The following is a 14,711-nucleotide window of genomic DNA, read 5'->3' as shown; positions in this document are numbered from 1 at the left end:
TGGGCCGGGTGACGGCTGTGTCTGCGCGCGAGGCCGAGGTGCTCGCCGGCATCGGGGATCACCTGACCAACGCCGAGATCGCCGCCCGGCTGGGCATCTCGGTGCGCACCGTGGAGACCCACGTCTCCTCGCTGCTGCGCAAGGCCGGCGCCGAGGACCGGCGCGCGCTGGCCGGCCTGGCCGGTCCCGTCGTCGCCGCCGCCGGCCTGGCCGGTCCCGCCGCCGCCCCGCGCCGGCCGTCCACGCTGCCGGCCGCGCTGACCCCGCTCGTCGGGCGGGTCGCCGAGCAGGCGGCGCTGACCGCCGCGATCGGTGCGAGCCGGCTGGTCACCGCGGTCGGGCCGGGCGGCACCGGCAAGACCCGGCTGGCGCTGGCGGCGGCCTCGTCGCTGACCGGCGCTGTCTACGGCGACCTGGCCCCGATCACGGACGAGGCCATGGTCGTGCCGGTCGTGGCCGCCGCCGTGGGCTGTGCGCCGGTCCTCGAGACGGTGCTGGCCCGGCTGGGCGGCCGGGAGGCGGTGCTCGTGCTCGACAACTGCGAGCACCTGGTCGAGCCGGTGGTGGCGCTGATCGAGCGGGTGCTGACGACGTGCCCGCGGGTGCGCGTGCTCGCGGTCAGCCGGCGCCGGCTGTTGCTGCCGTACGAGACGGTCTTTGCCGTGCCCGGCATGACGAGCGGGGACGCGGCCGAGCTCTTCCGGGCCCGGGTCGAGGCGAGCGGCGGCGCCGGCATGATCGAGGACTGGACCCGGGTGGCCGGGATCTGTCGGCGCCTGGACGGCATGCCGCTGGCGATCGAGCTGGCCGCGGCGCGACTGCCGGCGCTGGGCCTCGACGGGCTCGAGGCCGGCCTCACCGACCGGCTGCGGCTGCTGACCGGCGGGCCGCGCGCCGACCGGCGGCACCGCTCGCTGCGCTCGACGCTGGACTGGAGCCACGCCCTGCTGACCGAGGGGCAGCGGGTGGTGCTGCGCCGCGTCTCGGTTTTCGCCTCGCCTTTCACCGCGCGGGATGCCGCTGACCTGCTCGCCGGCGAGTGGGCGGCCGGGGCGGCCGAGGTCGCGGCCGCCCTGGCCGCGCTCACCGAGCAGAGCCTGCTCAGCGCCGTGCCGGGCCCGGCCGGCACCCGCTACCGGGTCCAGGAGACGATCCGGCAGTACGGCGCCGAGCGGCTGGCCGAGGCCGGCGAGGCGGCCGAGGCGCAGGCCCGGCACCTGCGCTGGTGCCTGGAGCTCGCCGACGCGATCGGCGCCACGCCGCAGGAGGCCGGCTGGGCGGCCCGCTACGACGGCGCCGCCGACGAGTTGCGCGCGGCGCAGGCCTGGGCGGCCGGCAGCGCCGAGCGGTTCCGCCTGGCCGTGCGCCTGGCCGAGCTCAGCTTCGTCCGCGGCCTGCCCGGCGAGACCCAGCGGCAGTACGAGCAGGCCGCCGCGCTCACCACCGACGATCGGGAGGCGGTCCGGGTGCTGCGGGGCGCCGCCGAGGCGGCCAAGGTCCGGCACGACGGGGTCGCCGCGATGCGCCTGCACCGGGCCGCGGCCGACGCCGCCCTGCGCGCCGGCAACCGCCCGCGGGCCGCGTACGAGCTGGCCCAGAGCGCCGAGATGGTCAACCGCAGCTCCGGCTTCCTGCCCGGTCCGGTGCCGGCCGGCGAGGTCGACCGGCTGATCGCCGAGGCGGAAGGGCTCGCCGGTGACGACCCGGCGGCGCGGGCGCGGGTGCTGGTCGCGCGGGCCTGCACCCGGTCGCTGCCCGACCCGGCGGTGCCCGGGCTGCTGGAGCGGGCGATCGTGCTGAGCCGCGAGGCCGGCGATCCGCTGGCCGAGAGCGCCGCCCTGGATCAGATGACCTCGGTCCACCTGGTCGATCACCGGCTGCGGGACGCCGCCCGGTCGGTGCTGGACCGCCTCGAGCTGCTGGACGCCGGGCCGGGCGGGCCGGAGCTGTCCGACGCGTACTTCATGGCGACCGACACCGCGATCGCGACCGGCGACCTGGCCGCGGGGCGCCGGCTCGCCGAGCGGATCCGGGATCTGCCCTTCCACCGGGAGGAGGGACACGTGGCCACCGACCGGCTGCTGGTCGTGACGGCGCTGGCCGGGGACTGGGCGGAGACGGCCGCGCTGGGCCGGCGGTTCCTCGCGGGCTGGGAGCGGGCCGGGCGACCGCGGGCCGCCGCCCTGGCCCGGGGTCCCTACGCCGCGGCGGCCGTGTGCGGGCTGCTCGGCGACGACGAGGGCCGGGCCGGCTGGCTGCGGGTGGCGGCCGAGCTGACCGGGCCCGACTATCGCTGCGTGACACAGGTGGCCGCGTTCTTCGAGGCGCTCCTGCTGCTGCATCGCGGGCGGGCGCGCCGGGCGGTGGCGGTGCTGGCCGTCCCGCCGGAGCAGCTGCGCTCGTGGAGCGACGCGCTCTGGATGCCGTGGTACGCGGCCGTGTGGGCGGAGGCGGCGGTGCTCGCGGGACTGCCCGAGGCGGACGAGCGCACCGGACGAGCGATGGCCGCCACCGTCGACAACCCCATCGCCCGGGCGATGGTCGAGCGGGCGGTGGCCCTCGCCGCCGGCGACCACGGCGGGCTGCTCGCCGCCGCGGAGAGGCTGCGCGCTTCCGGCTGCGGCCTAACCTTGGCGCATGCTCAACGAGTGGTGGCGTGACGCCGTCATCTATCAGGTCTATCCGCGCTCGTTCGCCGACAGCGACGGCGACGGCATGGGTGACCTGCCCGGGATCACCGGGCGCCTCCCCCGCCTCAAGGAGCTCGGCATCGACGCCGTGTGGCTCTCACCCTTCTACCCGTCGCCGCAGAACGACGCCGGGTACGACGTGGCCGACTACCGCGGCGTGGACGCGCGCTTCGGCGACCTCAGCGACGCCGACAAGCTGATCGGCGAGGCGCACAACCTCGGGCTGAAGGTCATCGTCGACCTGGTGCCGAACCACACTTCCAGCCAGCACGAGTGGTTCCAGGCCGCGCTGGCGTCGCCGCCGGGCAGCGCGGAGCGGGAGCGCTACATCTTCCGGGAGGGGCGCGGGCCCGACGGGGCGCTCCCGCCCAACTCGTGGACGAGCATGTTCGGCGGCAGCGCGTGGCAGCGGGTCCCCGACGGCCAGTGGTACCTGCACCTGTTCGACATCTCGCAGCCCGACCTCGACTGGGGCAACCCGGAGGTGCGCGCCGAGTTCGTCAGCATCCTGCGGTTCTGGCTCGATCGGGGTGTGGACGGCTTCCGGGTCGACGTGGCGCACGGGCTGGTCAAGGAGGACAACCTCGCCGACTGGGACGTGCCCTCGGCCATCTTGGGCGGGCTCGAGCCGGTGGGCCCGCCGCCTCCCATGTGGGACCAGGAGGGCGTGCACGAGATCTACCGGGAGTGGCGGCAGGTCCTCGACGAGTACGAGGGCGGCCGGATCCTGGTGGCCGAGGCGTGGGTGCAGCCCGCCGAGCGGCTCGCCCGGTACGTACGGCCGGACGAGATGCACCAGGCGTTCAACTTCATGTACCTGAGCGCGCCCTGGCGTCCGGCCGACCTGCGCACGGTGATCAACACCTCGCTCGCGGCGAACGACGAGGTCGGCGCGCCCACCACCTGGGTGCTGTCCAACCACGACGTCATCCGGCACGCCACCCGGCTCGGCTTCCCGGTGGGCGGGACCCGGCTGCACGGCATCGGGCCGGACGACCCGCAGCCCGACACGGCGCTCGGGCTGCGCCGGGCCCGCGCGGCCACGCTGCAGATGCTGGCCCTGCCCGGCTCGGCCTACCTCTACCAGGGCGAGGAGCTGGGCCTGCCGGAGCACACCACGATGCCGCACGAGCACCGTCAGGACCCGGCCCGGCCGCGCTCGGGGCACACCGTGGTGGGCCGGGACGGCTGCCGGGTGCCGATCCCGTGGGAGGCGGACGCTCCCTCGTACGGTTTCGGCCCGTCGGACAGCAGCTGGCTGCCGCAGCCGGCGATCTGGGCCGAGTACGCGCTGGACCGCCAGCAGGGTGTGCCCGGCTCGACGTGGGAGCTGTACCGGTCGGCGCTGGCGGCGCGCAAGGAGCACGGGCTGGGCGGCGGGACGATCTCGTGGCTGGCCCCGCAGGGGCCCGGGTTCTCCGCGCCGTCCGTAGGACCAGGCGCCGGCATTGACAGAGCGCCCGACGAGGCCTTGGCGTTCCGCAACGGCGACGTGCTGGTGCTGACGAACTTCGGCGCCTCGCCCGTGCCGCTGCCGGCCGGCGCGCGGGTCCTACTCGCGAGCGAGCCCCTCGACGCCGACGGCGGCGTCCCCACCGACGTCACCGTCTGGGCGGTGCTCTGACTCCGAGGCGGCCACCAGCAGGGCGGAGTGGGTATCGGCCATGTCTTTCGCCACCGTCCTGCTGGCCAGCCAGAACATGACGCCGGTCGGCACCCAGAAGAGCTGGAAGCCGGCCAGCCCGAGCGCGTAGTTCAGCGGTGGCGGGAAGGCGCCGGCCAGCCCGCGGAAGGCCACCGCCACCATCGCGTTGCCGCCGGCCCGGCCGAAGCCGTTCACCAGGTTGCCGAGGCTGTAGACGGTGCCGCGGTGCTCGGGCGGGTTGACGTCGGCGATCAGCGCGAACCAGTTCGGCGAGTTGGCCGAGGTGAGCATCAGCGCGAAGACCGCCGTGGCCAGGCAGAACCCCACCGTCGGCTCGGTGAAGACGTCGGCGAGCACGGCCCGGATCACCGTGCCGGCGCCGGCCCCATCGGGCACGTCGATGGTCATCGGCACGAAGAACAAAACCAGATAGAAGGGTACGGCGGCCAGCACGCCGACCGCGGCCACGAGCGCACGACCCCGCGGCGTACGGCGTTGCAGACGGTCCCCGACCAGCCCGCCGAGGATGCTCAGCGCGCCGCCCAGCTGGAACAGCGTCGCGAAGACGCTGCCGACCAGCACCGCCGTGCTCGCGGAGTAACCCTGGTCCTCGGCCCGGGACCGGAACAGGATCGGCAGCCAGACCAGCGAGCCCAGCGCGATCTGCGCCGTGAAGCCCTGGAAGATCAGCCAGATGTTGGTGCGCCGGCCGAGGATCACCGGCAGGTCGCCGGCGTGGATCCGCTCGTCGTACTCGACGCCGGCCAACTCGGGCTGGCTGTCCCCGCGGGGCACGTTGTAGGTGAACAGGTACGCCACCGTGGCGATCACGCCGGCGCTCGCGGCGACCAGGAACGGCTCCCGCCAGTCCGAGTGGCCGAGCAGGCCGCCCAGCAGGGTGCCGGCGAGCGTGCCGACACCCTGGGAGAGGCCCCAGAAGCTCATCACCAGCCCGCGGCGTTTGGGCGAGATGAGGTCGCTGACCACCGCGAAGCTCACCGAGGCGACGGCGCCCAGGCCGAACGCCGCGACCACCTGGGCGAGCAGGAACGACCCGTAGCCCTGGGAGAGGCCGGACCAGGCGGTGCCGGCGACCCAGATCGCGGTGCCGAGGATCAGCACCGGCTTGCGGTCGGTGCGGTCGCCGGCGTACGCGAACCCGATCGCCGCCACCGCGCTGATCAGGAACATGATCGTGGTGGCCAGGGCGATGTGGCCCTCGCCGACCCCGAAGGTGTCGCCGATGCTGCCGTAGAGGGGCGGCACCAGGCCGATCGCCACGTTGTCCAGCGACGCGAGGATCACGAAGACCACGACGCTGTAGACGCGATGCGCGGTGCCGCCCTTCATCACGCGGAAAGAATAGTTGGGCCGGACTCAATTAGCCCGCGGCGGAAAACCCATGTCAAATCGGTCAAGGACCGCGTCCTGAGCAGCCTTGTACTGCTCCCTGATGAGAGGAACGGGCGTGGCCTCGTACGTGTCAGGGGTCTCGGCCGACCACTGAGGCGGCTCCGCGGCACCCAGGGCGACCCACGCGGCCTGGCGCGCCGCGCCGTCGGCGACGTACTCCCCCGGCGGGGGCACGATCACCGGCAGGCCGAACAGCTCGGGCGCGATGCGGCGGACGGCCTCGCTGCGGGCGCCACCGCCGACCAGGACGATGCGGTTGGCGGTCGCGCCGTGCCGCACCAGCGCGTCGAGCCCGTCGGCCAGCGCGCAGAGCATGCCCTCGACCGACGCCCGGGCCAGGTGAGCCGGGTCGGAGGTCTTGAGCGTGAGGCCGTGGATGGCGCCGGTGGCGTCCGGCCGGTTCGGGGTGCGCTCGCCCTCGAGATACGGCACGAGAACGAGGCCGTCGGCGCCGGCCGGGGCCTGCAGCGCCAGCCTGGAGAGCTCGTCGTGGTCGACGCTCAGCAGCTTGGCCGCCGCGTCGAGCACCCGGGCCGCGTTGAGCGTCACGACGATCGGCAGGAACCGACCGGTGACGTCGGCGAAGCCGGCCACCGTGCCGCTCGGGTCGTCGGGCGAGACGTCGGAGCTGACGAAGACCGTGCCGGAGGTGCCGATCGAGACGACCACATCGCCGGGGCCCGCGCCGGTGCCGAAGGCGGCCGCCGCGTTGTCGCCGGCGCCCGGGCCGAGCGGGGCGCCGTTGGCCAGGTGACCGGCGATACCGGTCGGGCCGAGCACCTCGGGGGTCTGAATGATCCGGCCGAAGCCGAGCTCCAACAGGTCTGTGCGGTACTGGTTGGTCTTGGCCGACCAGTACAGCGTGCCGCTGGCGTCGCTGCGGTCGGTCTTGATCGTGCCGATGTCGGTGGACCCCGAGAGCTTCCAGGTCAGCCAGTCGTGCGGCAGGCAGACCGCGGCCACCCGGGCCGCGTTCTCCGGCTCGTTGCGAGCCAGCCAGCGCAGTTTGGTGAGCGTGAAGCTGGCGACCGGGACGATGCCCACGGCCTCGGCCCATTTTTCCCCACCGCCCAGCTCGGCGATGAGGTCGGCGGCCGCGCCGGCGCTGCGCGTGTCGTTCCACAGCAGCGCCGGGCGGACCACCTCGCCGTTCTCGTCCAGCACCACCATGCCGTGCTGCTGGCCCGCGACCGAGGCCGCAGCCACGTCGTCCAGGCCGCCGGCCTGGGCGATCGCCTCTTGCAGCGCGGCCCACCAGGCGTCCGGATGCACCTCGGTGCCGTCCGGATGAGTCGCCCGGCCCTGGCGGACCAGCTTGCCGGTCTCCGCGTCGCGGATGACCACCTTGCAGGACTGAGTGGAGCTGTCGATCCCGGCGACAAGCGTCATGTCAGTTGGCCTTCAATACGTGGTCGATGGCGAGCTGGTGCAGCTTGACGAAACCGTAGCCCCTCTCGCCGGCGGCGTCCGGGTTGAAGTCCTCGAACGCGCTGCGGTCGGCCAGGAGGTCCTGGTAGGTCTCGCCCTCGTTCAGCGTCGGCGCGTTGAGCTCGGCCACGCCGCTGGCGGCGAGCGCCTCCTGCACGGCCGGGTCGGCCCGGAACGCTGCCGCCCGCTCCTTGAGCAGCAGGTACATACGGATGTTGGCGCGCGCCGACTCCCAGACACCCTCGTAGTCCTCGGTGCGCGAGGGCTTGTAGTCGAAGTGGCGGGGGCCGTCGTAGGCCGGTGCGCCGTTCGGGCCGCCGAACTCCAGCAGGTCGACCAGCGCGAACGCGTTGAGCAGGTCGCCGTGGCCGAAGACCAGGTCCTGGTCGAACTTGGGGCCGTGCTGACCGTTCAGGTCGATGTGGAACAGCTTCTTGTGCCACAGGGCCTGGGCGATGCCCTGGGCGAAGTTGAGGTTCGACATCTGCTCGTGGCCGACCTCGGGGTTGATCCCGAACAGCTCGGGGCGCTCCAGATCGTTCACGAACGCGATGGCGTGGCCGGCGGTCGGGAGCAGGATGTCGCCGCGGGGCTCGTTGGGCTTGGGCTCGATCGCGAAGCGCAGGCCGTAGCCGCGGTCCTCGGAGTACTGCGCCAGCAGGTTGAGGCCCTCGGCGTAGCGGTCGAGCGCGGCGCGGATGTCCTTGGCCACGTCGTACTCGGCGCCCTCGCGGCCGCCCCAGAGCACCAGGGTCTTGGCGCCCAGCTCGGCGCCAAGGTCCATCTGGCGCATGACCTTGCGCAGCGCGTAGCGCCGGACCGAGCGGTCGTTGCTGGTGAAGCCGCCGTCCTTGAACACCGGGTGGGTGAACAGGTTGGTGGTGACCATCGGGACGATCAGGCCGGTCTCGTCGAGCGCCTTCTTGAAGTTGGCGATGATGCCGTCGCGGGTGTGCGCGTCGGCGCCGAACGGGACGAGATCGTCGTCGTGGAACGTGATGCCGTAGGCGCCGACCTCGGCGAGCTTGTGCACGGCCTCGATCGGGTCGAGCGCGGCACGGGTCGCGTCACCGAACGGGTCGCGCGCCTGCCACCCGACGGTCCAAAGGCCGAAGGAGAACTTGTCTTCGCGTGTGGGCTGGACCGGCACGGTTACCTCCTGGTAACAGCTCGGATTTGTTTATTGGTTGAATTATTTGGAGCCGGTGTGGCAATGTCAAGGGCGTGACGGCCCGGATCATGACTGCCTCCCACGCTCCCGTGCGGCAATCGAGCGTGCGCGCTCATAATCTCGCGCTGGTGCTGCAAACCGTGGCGAACAGCACAGATCGGCCATCCCGGGCGGCGATCGCGTCTCACACCGGCCTGACCCGTGCCACGGTGTCCGCCTTGGTGGACGACCTGATCGCGGGCGGCCTGCTGACCGAGCACGACCCGGCGCCACGCACCGGGGCCGGACGGCCCGCCGCCGGGCTGGCCCTGAGCGCGGCCGGGCCGGCCGGCCTGGGCCTTGAGATCAACGTCGACTACCTGGCGGCCTGCGTGGTCTCGCTCACCGGTGAGGTGCGCCACCAGATCGTCCAGCACGGCGATCAACGGCCGCTCTCGGCGGGCGAGGCGCTCTCGGCGCTCGACGCGCTCGCTTCGCAAGCTCGCGCGGCGGCCGCTGCCGAGGGGCTGACGCTCGCGGGGGCGGCGCTGGCGGTGCCAGGCCTGGTCGCGGCGGACGGGCTGGTGCGGGTGGCGCCCAACCTCGGCTGGCAGGACGTGGACGTGCCGGCGCTGCTGCCGGGGCTGGCCGACCTGCCGCTGATCGTCGACAACGAGGCCAACCTGGCCGCGCTGGCGTCGGCCGAGGGCGAGCAGACCTTTCTGTACGTGTCGGGCGAGATCGGCATCGGCGCCGGGATCGTGCTCGACGGCGAGCTCTACCGCGGTGGCCGGGGCTGGAGCGGCGAGATCGGGCATGTGACGGTCTACCCCGACGGGCGGCCCTGCCGCTGCGGGGCGAACGGGTGCCTCGAGCAGTACGCGGGCCAGGAGCAGGTCGTGGCGGACGCGGCGCTGGCCGCCTCGGCGCTGGGCATCGCGCTGGCGGCGGTGGTCAATCTGCTCGACATCGGGGTGATCGTGCTGGGTGGCGCCTACGCGCCGGAGTTCGACCAGCTGCGGGCCGGGATCGAGGCCGAGCTGGGGCGCCGCGTGCTGACCTCGGGGCTGGCGCCGGTCACGCTGCGGGCGGCCACGCTGGGCCCGGACGCCGCGATGAGGGGCGCCGCCGACGCCGTCATCCAGTCGGTGCGCGACAACCCGGCGGCGTGGCTGAGCCGCTGACCGCTACGCCGAGCGGGCCGGGGCCGCGCCACTGCCGGCGTCGTCGGTCGCCGCGGCGAACTCGGTCAGGCCCCGCAGCAGCGCCGCCCGGCCGGCCGGAGACATCCGCTCCAGCGTCTCGGTCAGCGCCCGCCGGCGGATCCACCGCAGCTCGGCCAGCAGCGCCCGCGACGACGGCGTCAGGTAGAGCGCGATCTCACGGCGGTCGGCCCGCCCGGGGACGCGCTCGACCATGCCGTTGGCGACCAGCCGGTCGCACAGCCGGCTCGCCGAGGAGAGCAGCATGCTGAGCTCGGCGGCGAGGCCGCCCAGATTGACGCCCTCGGCTCGCTCGACGGCGAGCAGGGCGTTCAGCTGAGGCCAGGAGAGTCGCGGCGTCACCTGCTCGCGCGCCTGGTCCCAGGCGAACAGCAGGGCTTGCGCGGCGTCGTCGATCGCCGCGGTCTGCATCGGGTCCGGCCCATCGTGAACCGCCATGGTGCAGCAGAGACTACCTTGCGCCGCTCCGGCGTTCGGTATCTTGGCGCGCCGACGGCCGCCACCCTGATCGGTGACGGCCGTCGGTTCGTACGATATGAGGGTTTTAGTTCGCCCCGGTGCGGGTGGCGATCGCCTCGAGGAAGATGTCGCCGATCTTCGCCGGGTCCGGCGCGATGAACACGCCGCCCGCGGCCGTCGGCTTCACGATCGTCTCGAGCTCCTGCCGGTTGACGCCGGTGCCGATACCGACGATCACCACGCGGACCGGGCGCTTCGGGTCGTTGAGCGCCTTCAGCTTGGCGACCAGCGTCTGCTGGCTGATGCCGTCGGGGTTCTCGTTCACACCGTCGGTGAACAGGATGACCGAGTTGATCTTGCCCGGCTGCCACGAGTTCTGCACGTTCTGGTACGCGGCGAGCAGGGTGTCGTAGAGGCCCGTGTCACCGGTCTTCTTCGGCACGATCTTGTTGATCGAGTCCTGGAGCTTCTGCCGCGACGCCGAGAGCGGACTGATCGGGACGATCTGTTTGTACGGCTTCTTCCCGTCCATCTCGGTCGAGAACAGCCACACGCCGACGGCCCACTTGTCGTCGAAGAGCGCCAGACCACCCCGCGCCGCGCCTCGGGTGACCGTGGCCCGGTCGACACCGGCCGCGGTCGGCACCGGCTCGAGCATCGAGCCGGACACGTCGAAGACGGCGAGCACCCGGCCCGGCAGCGTGACCGCCGCCCAGCTGCCCAGCGCCTGGGCGAGCACGCTGGCGTCCAGCCCGGCCGCGGCCGAACCGCCGGCCGACTTGCCGTCCTTGCCGCTGGCGGAGACCGCCGGGGAGGCGTCCGGAGCGCCGAGCGGGGCCGCGAAGCCCGAGCCCGCCGAGCCGTCCGGCGACCGCAGGCCGGCCGTGGCCAGGGCGTTCTTGAACGACGCGCTCTGCAGCTGCTGGCGCAGCCCGGTGGCGGCGGCCGACTTCTGCAGGTCGACCTCCGGCATGATCGCGTACGGGTAATCCAGTGGCATCGGGGTCGGGTCGAGGTAGAGCGCCACGAGCGGCACCGGCGGCTTCTCCGCGTTGTACGCGACCACGTCCTCCTCCGACAGCGGCGCCGCGCTCAGGCTGGTCGCGATGTCGTTGGCGTCGGCCGAGTGCGGGAACTTCTGCAGGAGGTCGTCCCGCAGCGCCGAGGCGCTGTTGGCCAGCGCCTTGATCGCGCCGACCTTCGCCGCCTGGGCCTGCTGGCCGGTGCCGGCGGCCTGACCGAGGGCGAGCAGGCCGGACAGGCCCGCGGCGTCCCGGGTCGGGTCGACCATGCCGGTCCGCAGCTGCGTGCTGGTGGTCAGCTGCGCAAGCAAGTCTTTCCAGCCGAGCTTCTTGTTGGGCCAGCCGACACTCTCGGCAACCGGCTGGGGCATCGCCACCACGACGGGGCTCTGCGCGATCGGTTTGCCGTCGGTGGGCACGAAGCCGGGCGCCTCCTGCTTGAGGCGCAGCAGCCAGGTCGACGAGTCGGCGACCCAGACGTCGGGCACCTTCACCGACTCGGGAGCGACGCCGAGCCCGGCCAGCGTGACCTTGTGCTCGCTGGCCACCGCGGCGGCCATGGTCGCCGGGTTCACCGAGCTGACGGCGACGGCTACACAGGTCCCGTTGACGTTCGCACCGTCCTGGATCCAGCGTTGCGCGGTCTGCTCGATGGCAGGCGCTATCTCCGTCGCGGCAGCGACGGTCAACCGGATCGAGCCGGTGCACTTGGAGTCGGACAGTCGTTGGTAGCCCACGTAGGACCCGGCGAACACGACGACAACTGCCATCGCGGCTCCGACGACGCCCGCTCCCCGGAAATTGAAGTTTCGACGATGGCGGCCTGACACGCGCTCTATAGTGCGCATCACAGAAGCCGAATGCCATATACGTTCGGCGGAAAGTTACTCGGATTAGGTCATCTGGCCGACAATGTCACCTTGCGTGATGTCTCGATCTCGATCAGTGCGGGGCGATGTCCGGGTTGACGGCATTTTTCAGACCTGTCGTGATCTGCCCCATCTCGCGCATCATCTGACCATCATCGATGTCCAGCGCAACAAGCAGGTGGGGCTGGCCTCGGCGCTTGCCTCCCCCTCCGCCGTGGGGACGCCGGTCTCGTGATCGATCCTGAACGCTGTAACGCTGTGTGACAGTTGATTGGCTACGTAGAGGTGATCCCCGAGCAGGGACATGTGCCGCGGCCAGTCACCGCCGGTGGGCACCTCGGCGACCGGGGTGGCCCGGTCACCGTCCCACGCGAACGTCGAGATGGTGTTGGGCCCGCGGTTGGCCACGTAGATGAAGCGCCCGTCCCGGCCGCAGGTGATCTCGGAGGGGAAGTTCGGCCCGTCCTGGGTGCTGGTGGTCACCTCGCCGGCCAGCTCCAGCGAGCCGTCGGCGGCCGGGCGGTACCAGCTCAGGTCGGCCGCCAGCTCGCCGACCAGCAGCAGCGTGCCGTCGGGGGCGAGGCGCAGGTGACGCGGGCCGGTGCCGGGCTTGGCGGTGACCGCGGGCGCCAGCAGGGTGAGCCGGCCGCTCACCGGGTCGAGCCGGCACCGCCACACCCGGTCGGCGCCCAGGTCGGCGACGAGCACGCTGCCCCGGTCGGCGATCACCATGTGCGCGTGCGAGCCCCGCTGGCGCTCCGCGTCGGGCCCGCTGCCCTCGAGGTCGAGCAGGTCGGTCCGCTCCCCGGGTGCGCCCTCCGGGTCGAGCGGGTGCACCGCGACCGAGCCGCTCGAATAGTTCGCGACCAGCAGGAACCGCCCGTCCGGGGTGACCGAGAGGTGGGCCGGGTCGGAGCCGCCGGTCGGCTGGACCGCCAGCGGGGTCAGCTCGCCGTCCTCGGCCACGCGGAACGCGCTGACCGTGCCGTCGGACTCGAGCTCGTTGACCGCGTAGAGGATCGGCAGCGCCGGATGCTGCGCGAGGAACGAGGGCGAGGGGGTGCGGGCCGCGACGCCGAGGCGGGTCAGCACACCCGAGGCCGGGTCGCGCCGCAGCAGGGCGATGCCCTCGGCCTCACCGCCCTTGTCACCCGTGTAGCCACCTACGTAGACCAGCTCACCGTTCGCACCCATTCCCAAATCCCACCACATCCGGGGCACGCGGTGGTGGCCGCTCTGCTACCAGGGAGTTCGCATCAGGTTATCGGCGGCGCGGCGGCAGGACGGCGGCAGCGGGAGCGGGTGGCGGGCGGTCACGACGTCGGCCGCGTCGGGGCCTTCGCCCCGCAGTTCGCGGGTCACCGTTCCGGACAGCCGCGGATAGCGGTCATTCAGATCAAGGGCGGTGATGACGTACGCGAGGGGCACGCTCACGCCTTCCGCGTCGGTGCCCATGGCCGCCAGCAGGGTCGCCGCGTGCGCCGTGCCGATCTCGGCCAGGTCGGTGGTCAGGCGCACCGGGCCGCCGTTCAGGACCTCGTACGGGAAGGAGCTCAGCCGCCCGTCGGACCGCCACAGGTGGAACTGCCGCGCCGAGCGGCTGCTGTGCAGGCGCCAATGGACGCCGGCGTCCACCCCGGCCAGCCAGAGAGGCCAGCGCTTGCAGTGGTACGCCTCGACCGACTCCGCCCAGGCGCCCGCGCACTCCCGATCGGCGAGGCAGCGGACGTGGCACGGCCCGGGAAGCACTCCCGAGCCGGGGGCCACCATCCAGGGCAGCACCGACCAGTCGTGTCCGGCCAGGCCCAGCACCAGCCGGTCGCACAGGGTGCACCGGCTCGTCGTGTCGTGCATCAAGAGTGGGTCCCGTCCTCGGACATGCGGGGGCGGCCGCGCGGACCCCCGTAGACCCGCGCGACCGCCGGTTGATCAGCCCGCCAGCATCTCGTAGATGACGCTCGCGGCCTTCTGCTGCTCACCCGCGGCCGGCGCGGCCGGGGTGGAGGTCGTGCCGAAGCCGTCGTACTTGACCGCGTACGTCTTGGCCTTGGCCTTGCCTGCGGCCGGGATCTTCGCGACCAGGCTGGTCAGGTTGCCGTCGGCGTCGACGACCGCCTCGAACGGCACCTTCTTGGCCTTCTCGCCCAGCGCCTTGAGGGTCTTCTCGTCGACGATCTCGGCCTCGGTCGACTGGGTCAGGTCGGTCGTGCCGGCGAAGTGCCCGGGGCTGGTCTCCTTGATCCCGGACGCCTTCTGCACGAGCACCTTCGTGTAACCGGGGTCCAGCGACCCGTCGTACCCGATGAGGTCCTTGTCCTTGATCTTGGATTTGTCCAGGAGCTGCCAGTTCTTCGGGATCTTGGGGAGGCCGGGGATGGTCGCCGGGCTGAGGGCCATCTTCACCCAGGTCTGCTCGCCGATCATGCGGGTGGTCATGGTGAGCGTGAAGCCGGCGTCCGGCTCGGTCTGGACCGCCTTGATCTCGGCGGCCTTCTTCGGCGCGTCCAGCACGCCGGAGGTCGGCACCTCGGCGCCCTTCACATCGAAGTGGTAGGCGCCGTCGTCGTCGCTCGGAACCGCGTCGATGAGCACGAGCTGCGGGTCGGCGGGCTTGGTCGACGTCGGCGCGGCGACGGGGGCGTCGGCCGCGTCATCGAGCGCACCGCAGCCGGCGGTGGAGAGGGCCAGGATGGCAGCGAGTCCAGCGAGTTGCGCCTTACGTGCGGTCATCGTCATCGTCTTTCTCAGATGGGAAACGGAACGTGCCTGACGAGGCTGTCGCCATCGACAGATCGAAGACTGCGGACCTCCG

At 72.6% G+C, this 14,711-nt stretch carries 11 protein-coding genes; 3 read left to right on the top strand and 8 right to left on the bottom strand.

The annotated features are described in order from the left end of the window. The first annotated feature begins 8 nt into the window (after window positions 1-8). Window positions 9-2,660: an ATP-binding protein gene (locus ACQPZX_RS06925; protein ID WP_433375955.1), complete on the top strand. Its 2,652-nt coding sequence runs from the start codon at window positions 9-11 to the stop codon at window positions 2,658-2,660. Continuing rightward, window positions 2,638-4,314, top strand: a complete 1,677-nt coding sequence (locus tag ACQPZX_RS06920) for a glycoside hydrolase family 13 protein (RefSeq protein ID WP_433375952.1) — start codon at window positions 2,638-2,640, stop codon at window positions 4,312-4,314. Before ACQPZX_RS06925 ends, ACQPZX_RS06920 begins: the two co-directional genes overlap by 23 nt. Here the strand turns inward: ACQPZX_RS06920 and ACQPZX_RS06915 are convergent. The 3 genes from ACQPZX_RS06915 to xylA are packed head-to-tail and all read right to left on the bottom strand — an operon-like array spanning window position 4,243 to window position 8,326. Then, a complete protein-coding gene (locus tag ACQPZX_RS06915) occupies window positions 4,243-5,685 on the bottom strand; it encodes an MFS transporter (RefSeq protein ID WP_433385063.1) in 1,443 nt (480 codons plus the stop codon). The two genes, ACQPZX_RS06920 and ACQPZX_RS06915, sit on opposite strands and share 72 nt — an antisense overlap. A gap of 27 nt (window positions 5,686-5,712) precedes the next feature. Next, a complete protein-coding gene (xylB, locus tag ACQPZX_RS06910; protein ID WP_433375950.1) occupies window positions 5,713-7,137 on the bottom strand; it encodes a xylulokinase in 1,425 nt (474 codons plus the stop codon). Window position 7,138: 1 nt separating this feature from the next. Next, complete coding sequence (xylA, locus tag ACQPZX_RS06905; protein WP_433375947.1) at window positions 7,139-8,326, bottom strand: xylose isomerase; 1,188 nt, start codon at window positions 8,324-8,326, stop codon at window positions 7,139-7,141. An 89-nt stretch (window positions 8,327-8,415) separates the two neighbouring features. Here xylA and ACQPZX_RS06900 point away from each other — a divergent pair, with 89 nt between their 5' ends. Further along, window positions 8,416-9,510 (top strand): ROK family protein, encoded by a 1,095-nt coding sequence (locus ACQPZX_RS06900; RefSeq protein ID WP_433375944.1) that lies wholly within the window; start codon window positions 8,416-8,418, stop codon window positions 9,508-9,510. A gap of 3 nt (window positions 9,511-9,513) precedes the next feature. Here the strand turns inward: ACQPZX_RS06900 and ACQPZX_RS06895 are convergent, their stop codons facing one another. From ACQPZX_RS06895 to ACQPZX_RS06875, 5 genes are all read right to left on the bottom strand, one after another. Beyond that, the gene (locus tag ACQPZX_RS06895) at window positions 9,514-9,987 is read right to left on the bottom strand and encodes a MarR family winged helix-turn-helix transcriptional regulator (protein WP_433375941.1); all 474 of its coding nucleotides are present in this window, start codon (window positions 9,985-9,987) and stop codon (window positions 9,514-9,516) included. Between the two features lie 106 nt (window positions 9,988-10,093). Further along, complete coding sequence (locus ACQPZX_RS06890) at window positions 10,094-11,800, bottom strand: VWA domain-containing protein (RefSeq protein ID WP_433375938.1); 1,707 nt, start codon at window positions 11,798-11,800, stop codon at window positions 10,094-10,096. Between the two features lie 240 nt (window positions 11,801-12,040). Continuing rightward, the gene (locus ACQPZX_RS06885) at window positions 12,041-13,093 is read right to left on the bottom strand and encodes a lactonase family protein (protein ID WP_433375936.1); all 1,053 of its coding nucleotides are present in this window, start codon (window positions 13,091-13,093) and stop codon (window positions 12,041-12,043) included. 45 nt (window positions 13,094-13,138) lie between these two features. Further along, window positions 13,139-13,753 carry a hypothetical protein gene (locus ACQPZX_RS06880; protein WP_433375933.1) on the bottom strand — a complete coding sequence of 205 codons (615 nt, stop codon included), beginning with the start codon at window positions 13,751-13,753 and terminating at the stop codon, window positions 13,139-13,141. Window positions 13,754-13,828: 75 nt separating this feature from the next. Then, complete coding sequence (locus tag ACQPZX_RS06875; RefSeq protein WP_433375930.1) at window positions 13,829-14,629, bottom strand: hypothetical protein; 801 nt, start codon at window positions 14,627-14,629, stop codon at window positions 13,829-13,831. Between the last annotated feature and the right edge of the window lie 82 nt (window positions 14,630-14,711).

Origin of the sequence: Actinoplanes sp. CA-142083, from assembly GCF_050942195.1 — a bacterium.
Lineage (GTDB): Bacteria > Actinomycetota > Actinomycetes > Mycobacteriales > Micromonosporaceae > Actinoplanes.
This window is presented reverse-complemented; position numbering and strand designations above follow the sequence as displayed.

What these genes read in the sequence shown, in the direction of transcription:
- ACQPZX_RS06885 (WP_433375936.1), bottom strand. Translation starts at nt 13,093, where the DNA reads ATGGGTGCGAACGGTGAGCTGGTCTACGTAGGTGGCTACACGGGTGAC.
- xylB (WP_433375950.1), bottom strand. Translation starts at nt 7,137, where the DNA reads ATGACGCTTGTCGCCGGGATCGACAGCTCCACTCAGTCCTGCAAGGTG.
- ACQPZX_RS06880 (WP_433375933.1), bottom strand. Translation starts at nt 13,753, where the DNA reads ATGCACGACACGACGAGCCGGTGCACCCTGTGCGACCGGCTGGTGCTG.
- ACQPZX_RS06890 (WP_433375938.1), bottom strand. Translation starts at nt 11,800, where the DNA reads ATGGCAGTTGTCGTCGTGTTCGCCGGGTCCTACGTGGGCTACCAACGA.
- ACQPZX_RS06900 (WP_433375944.1), top strand. Translation starts at nt 8,416, where the DNA reads ATGACTGCCTCCCACGCTCCCGTGCGGCAATCGAGCGTGCGCGCTCAT.
- ACQPZX_RS06895 (WP_433375941.1), bottom strand. Translation starts at nt 9,987, where the DNA reads ATGGCGGTTCACGATGGGCCGGACCCGATGCAGACCGCGGCGATCGAC.
- ACQPZX_RS06920 (WP_433375952.1), top strand. Translation starts at nt 2,638, where the DNA reads ATGCTCAACGAGTGGTGGCGTGACGCCGTCATCTATCAGGTCTATCCG.
- ACQPZX_RS06915 (WP_433385063.1), bottom strand. Translation starts at nt 5,685, where the DNA reads ATGAAGGGCGGCACCGCGCATCGCGTCTACAGCGTCGTGGTCTTCGTG.
- ACQPZX_RS06875 (WP_433375930.1), bottom strand. Translation starts at nt 14,629, where the DNA reads ATGACCGCACGTAAGGCGCAACTCGCTGGACTCGCTGCCATCCTGGCC.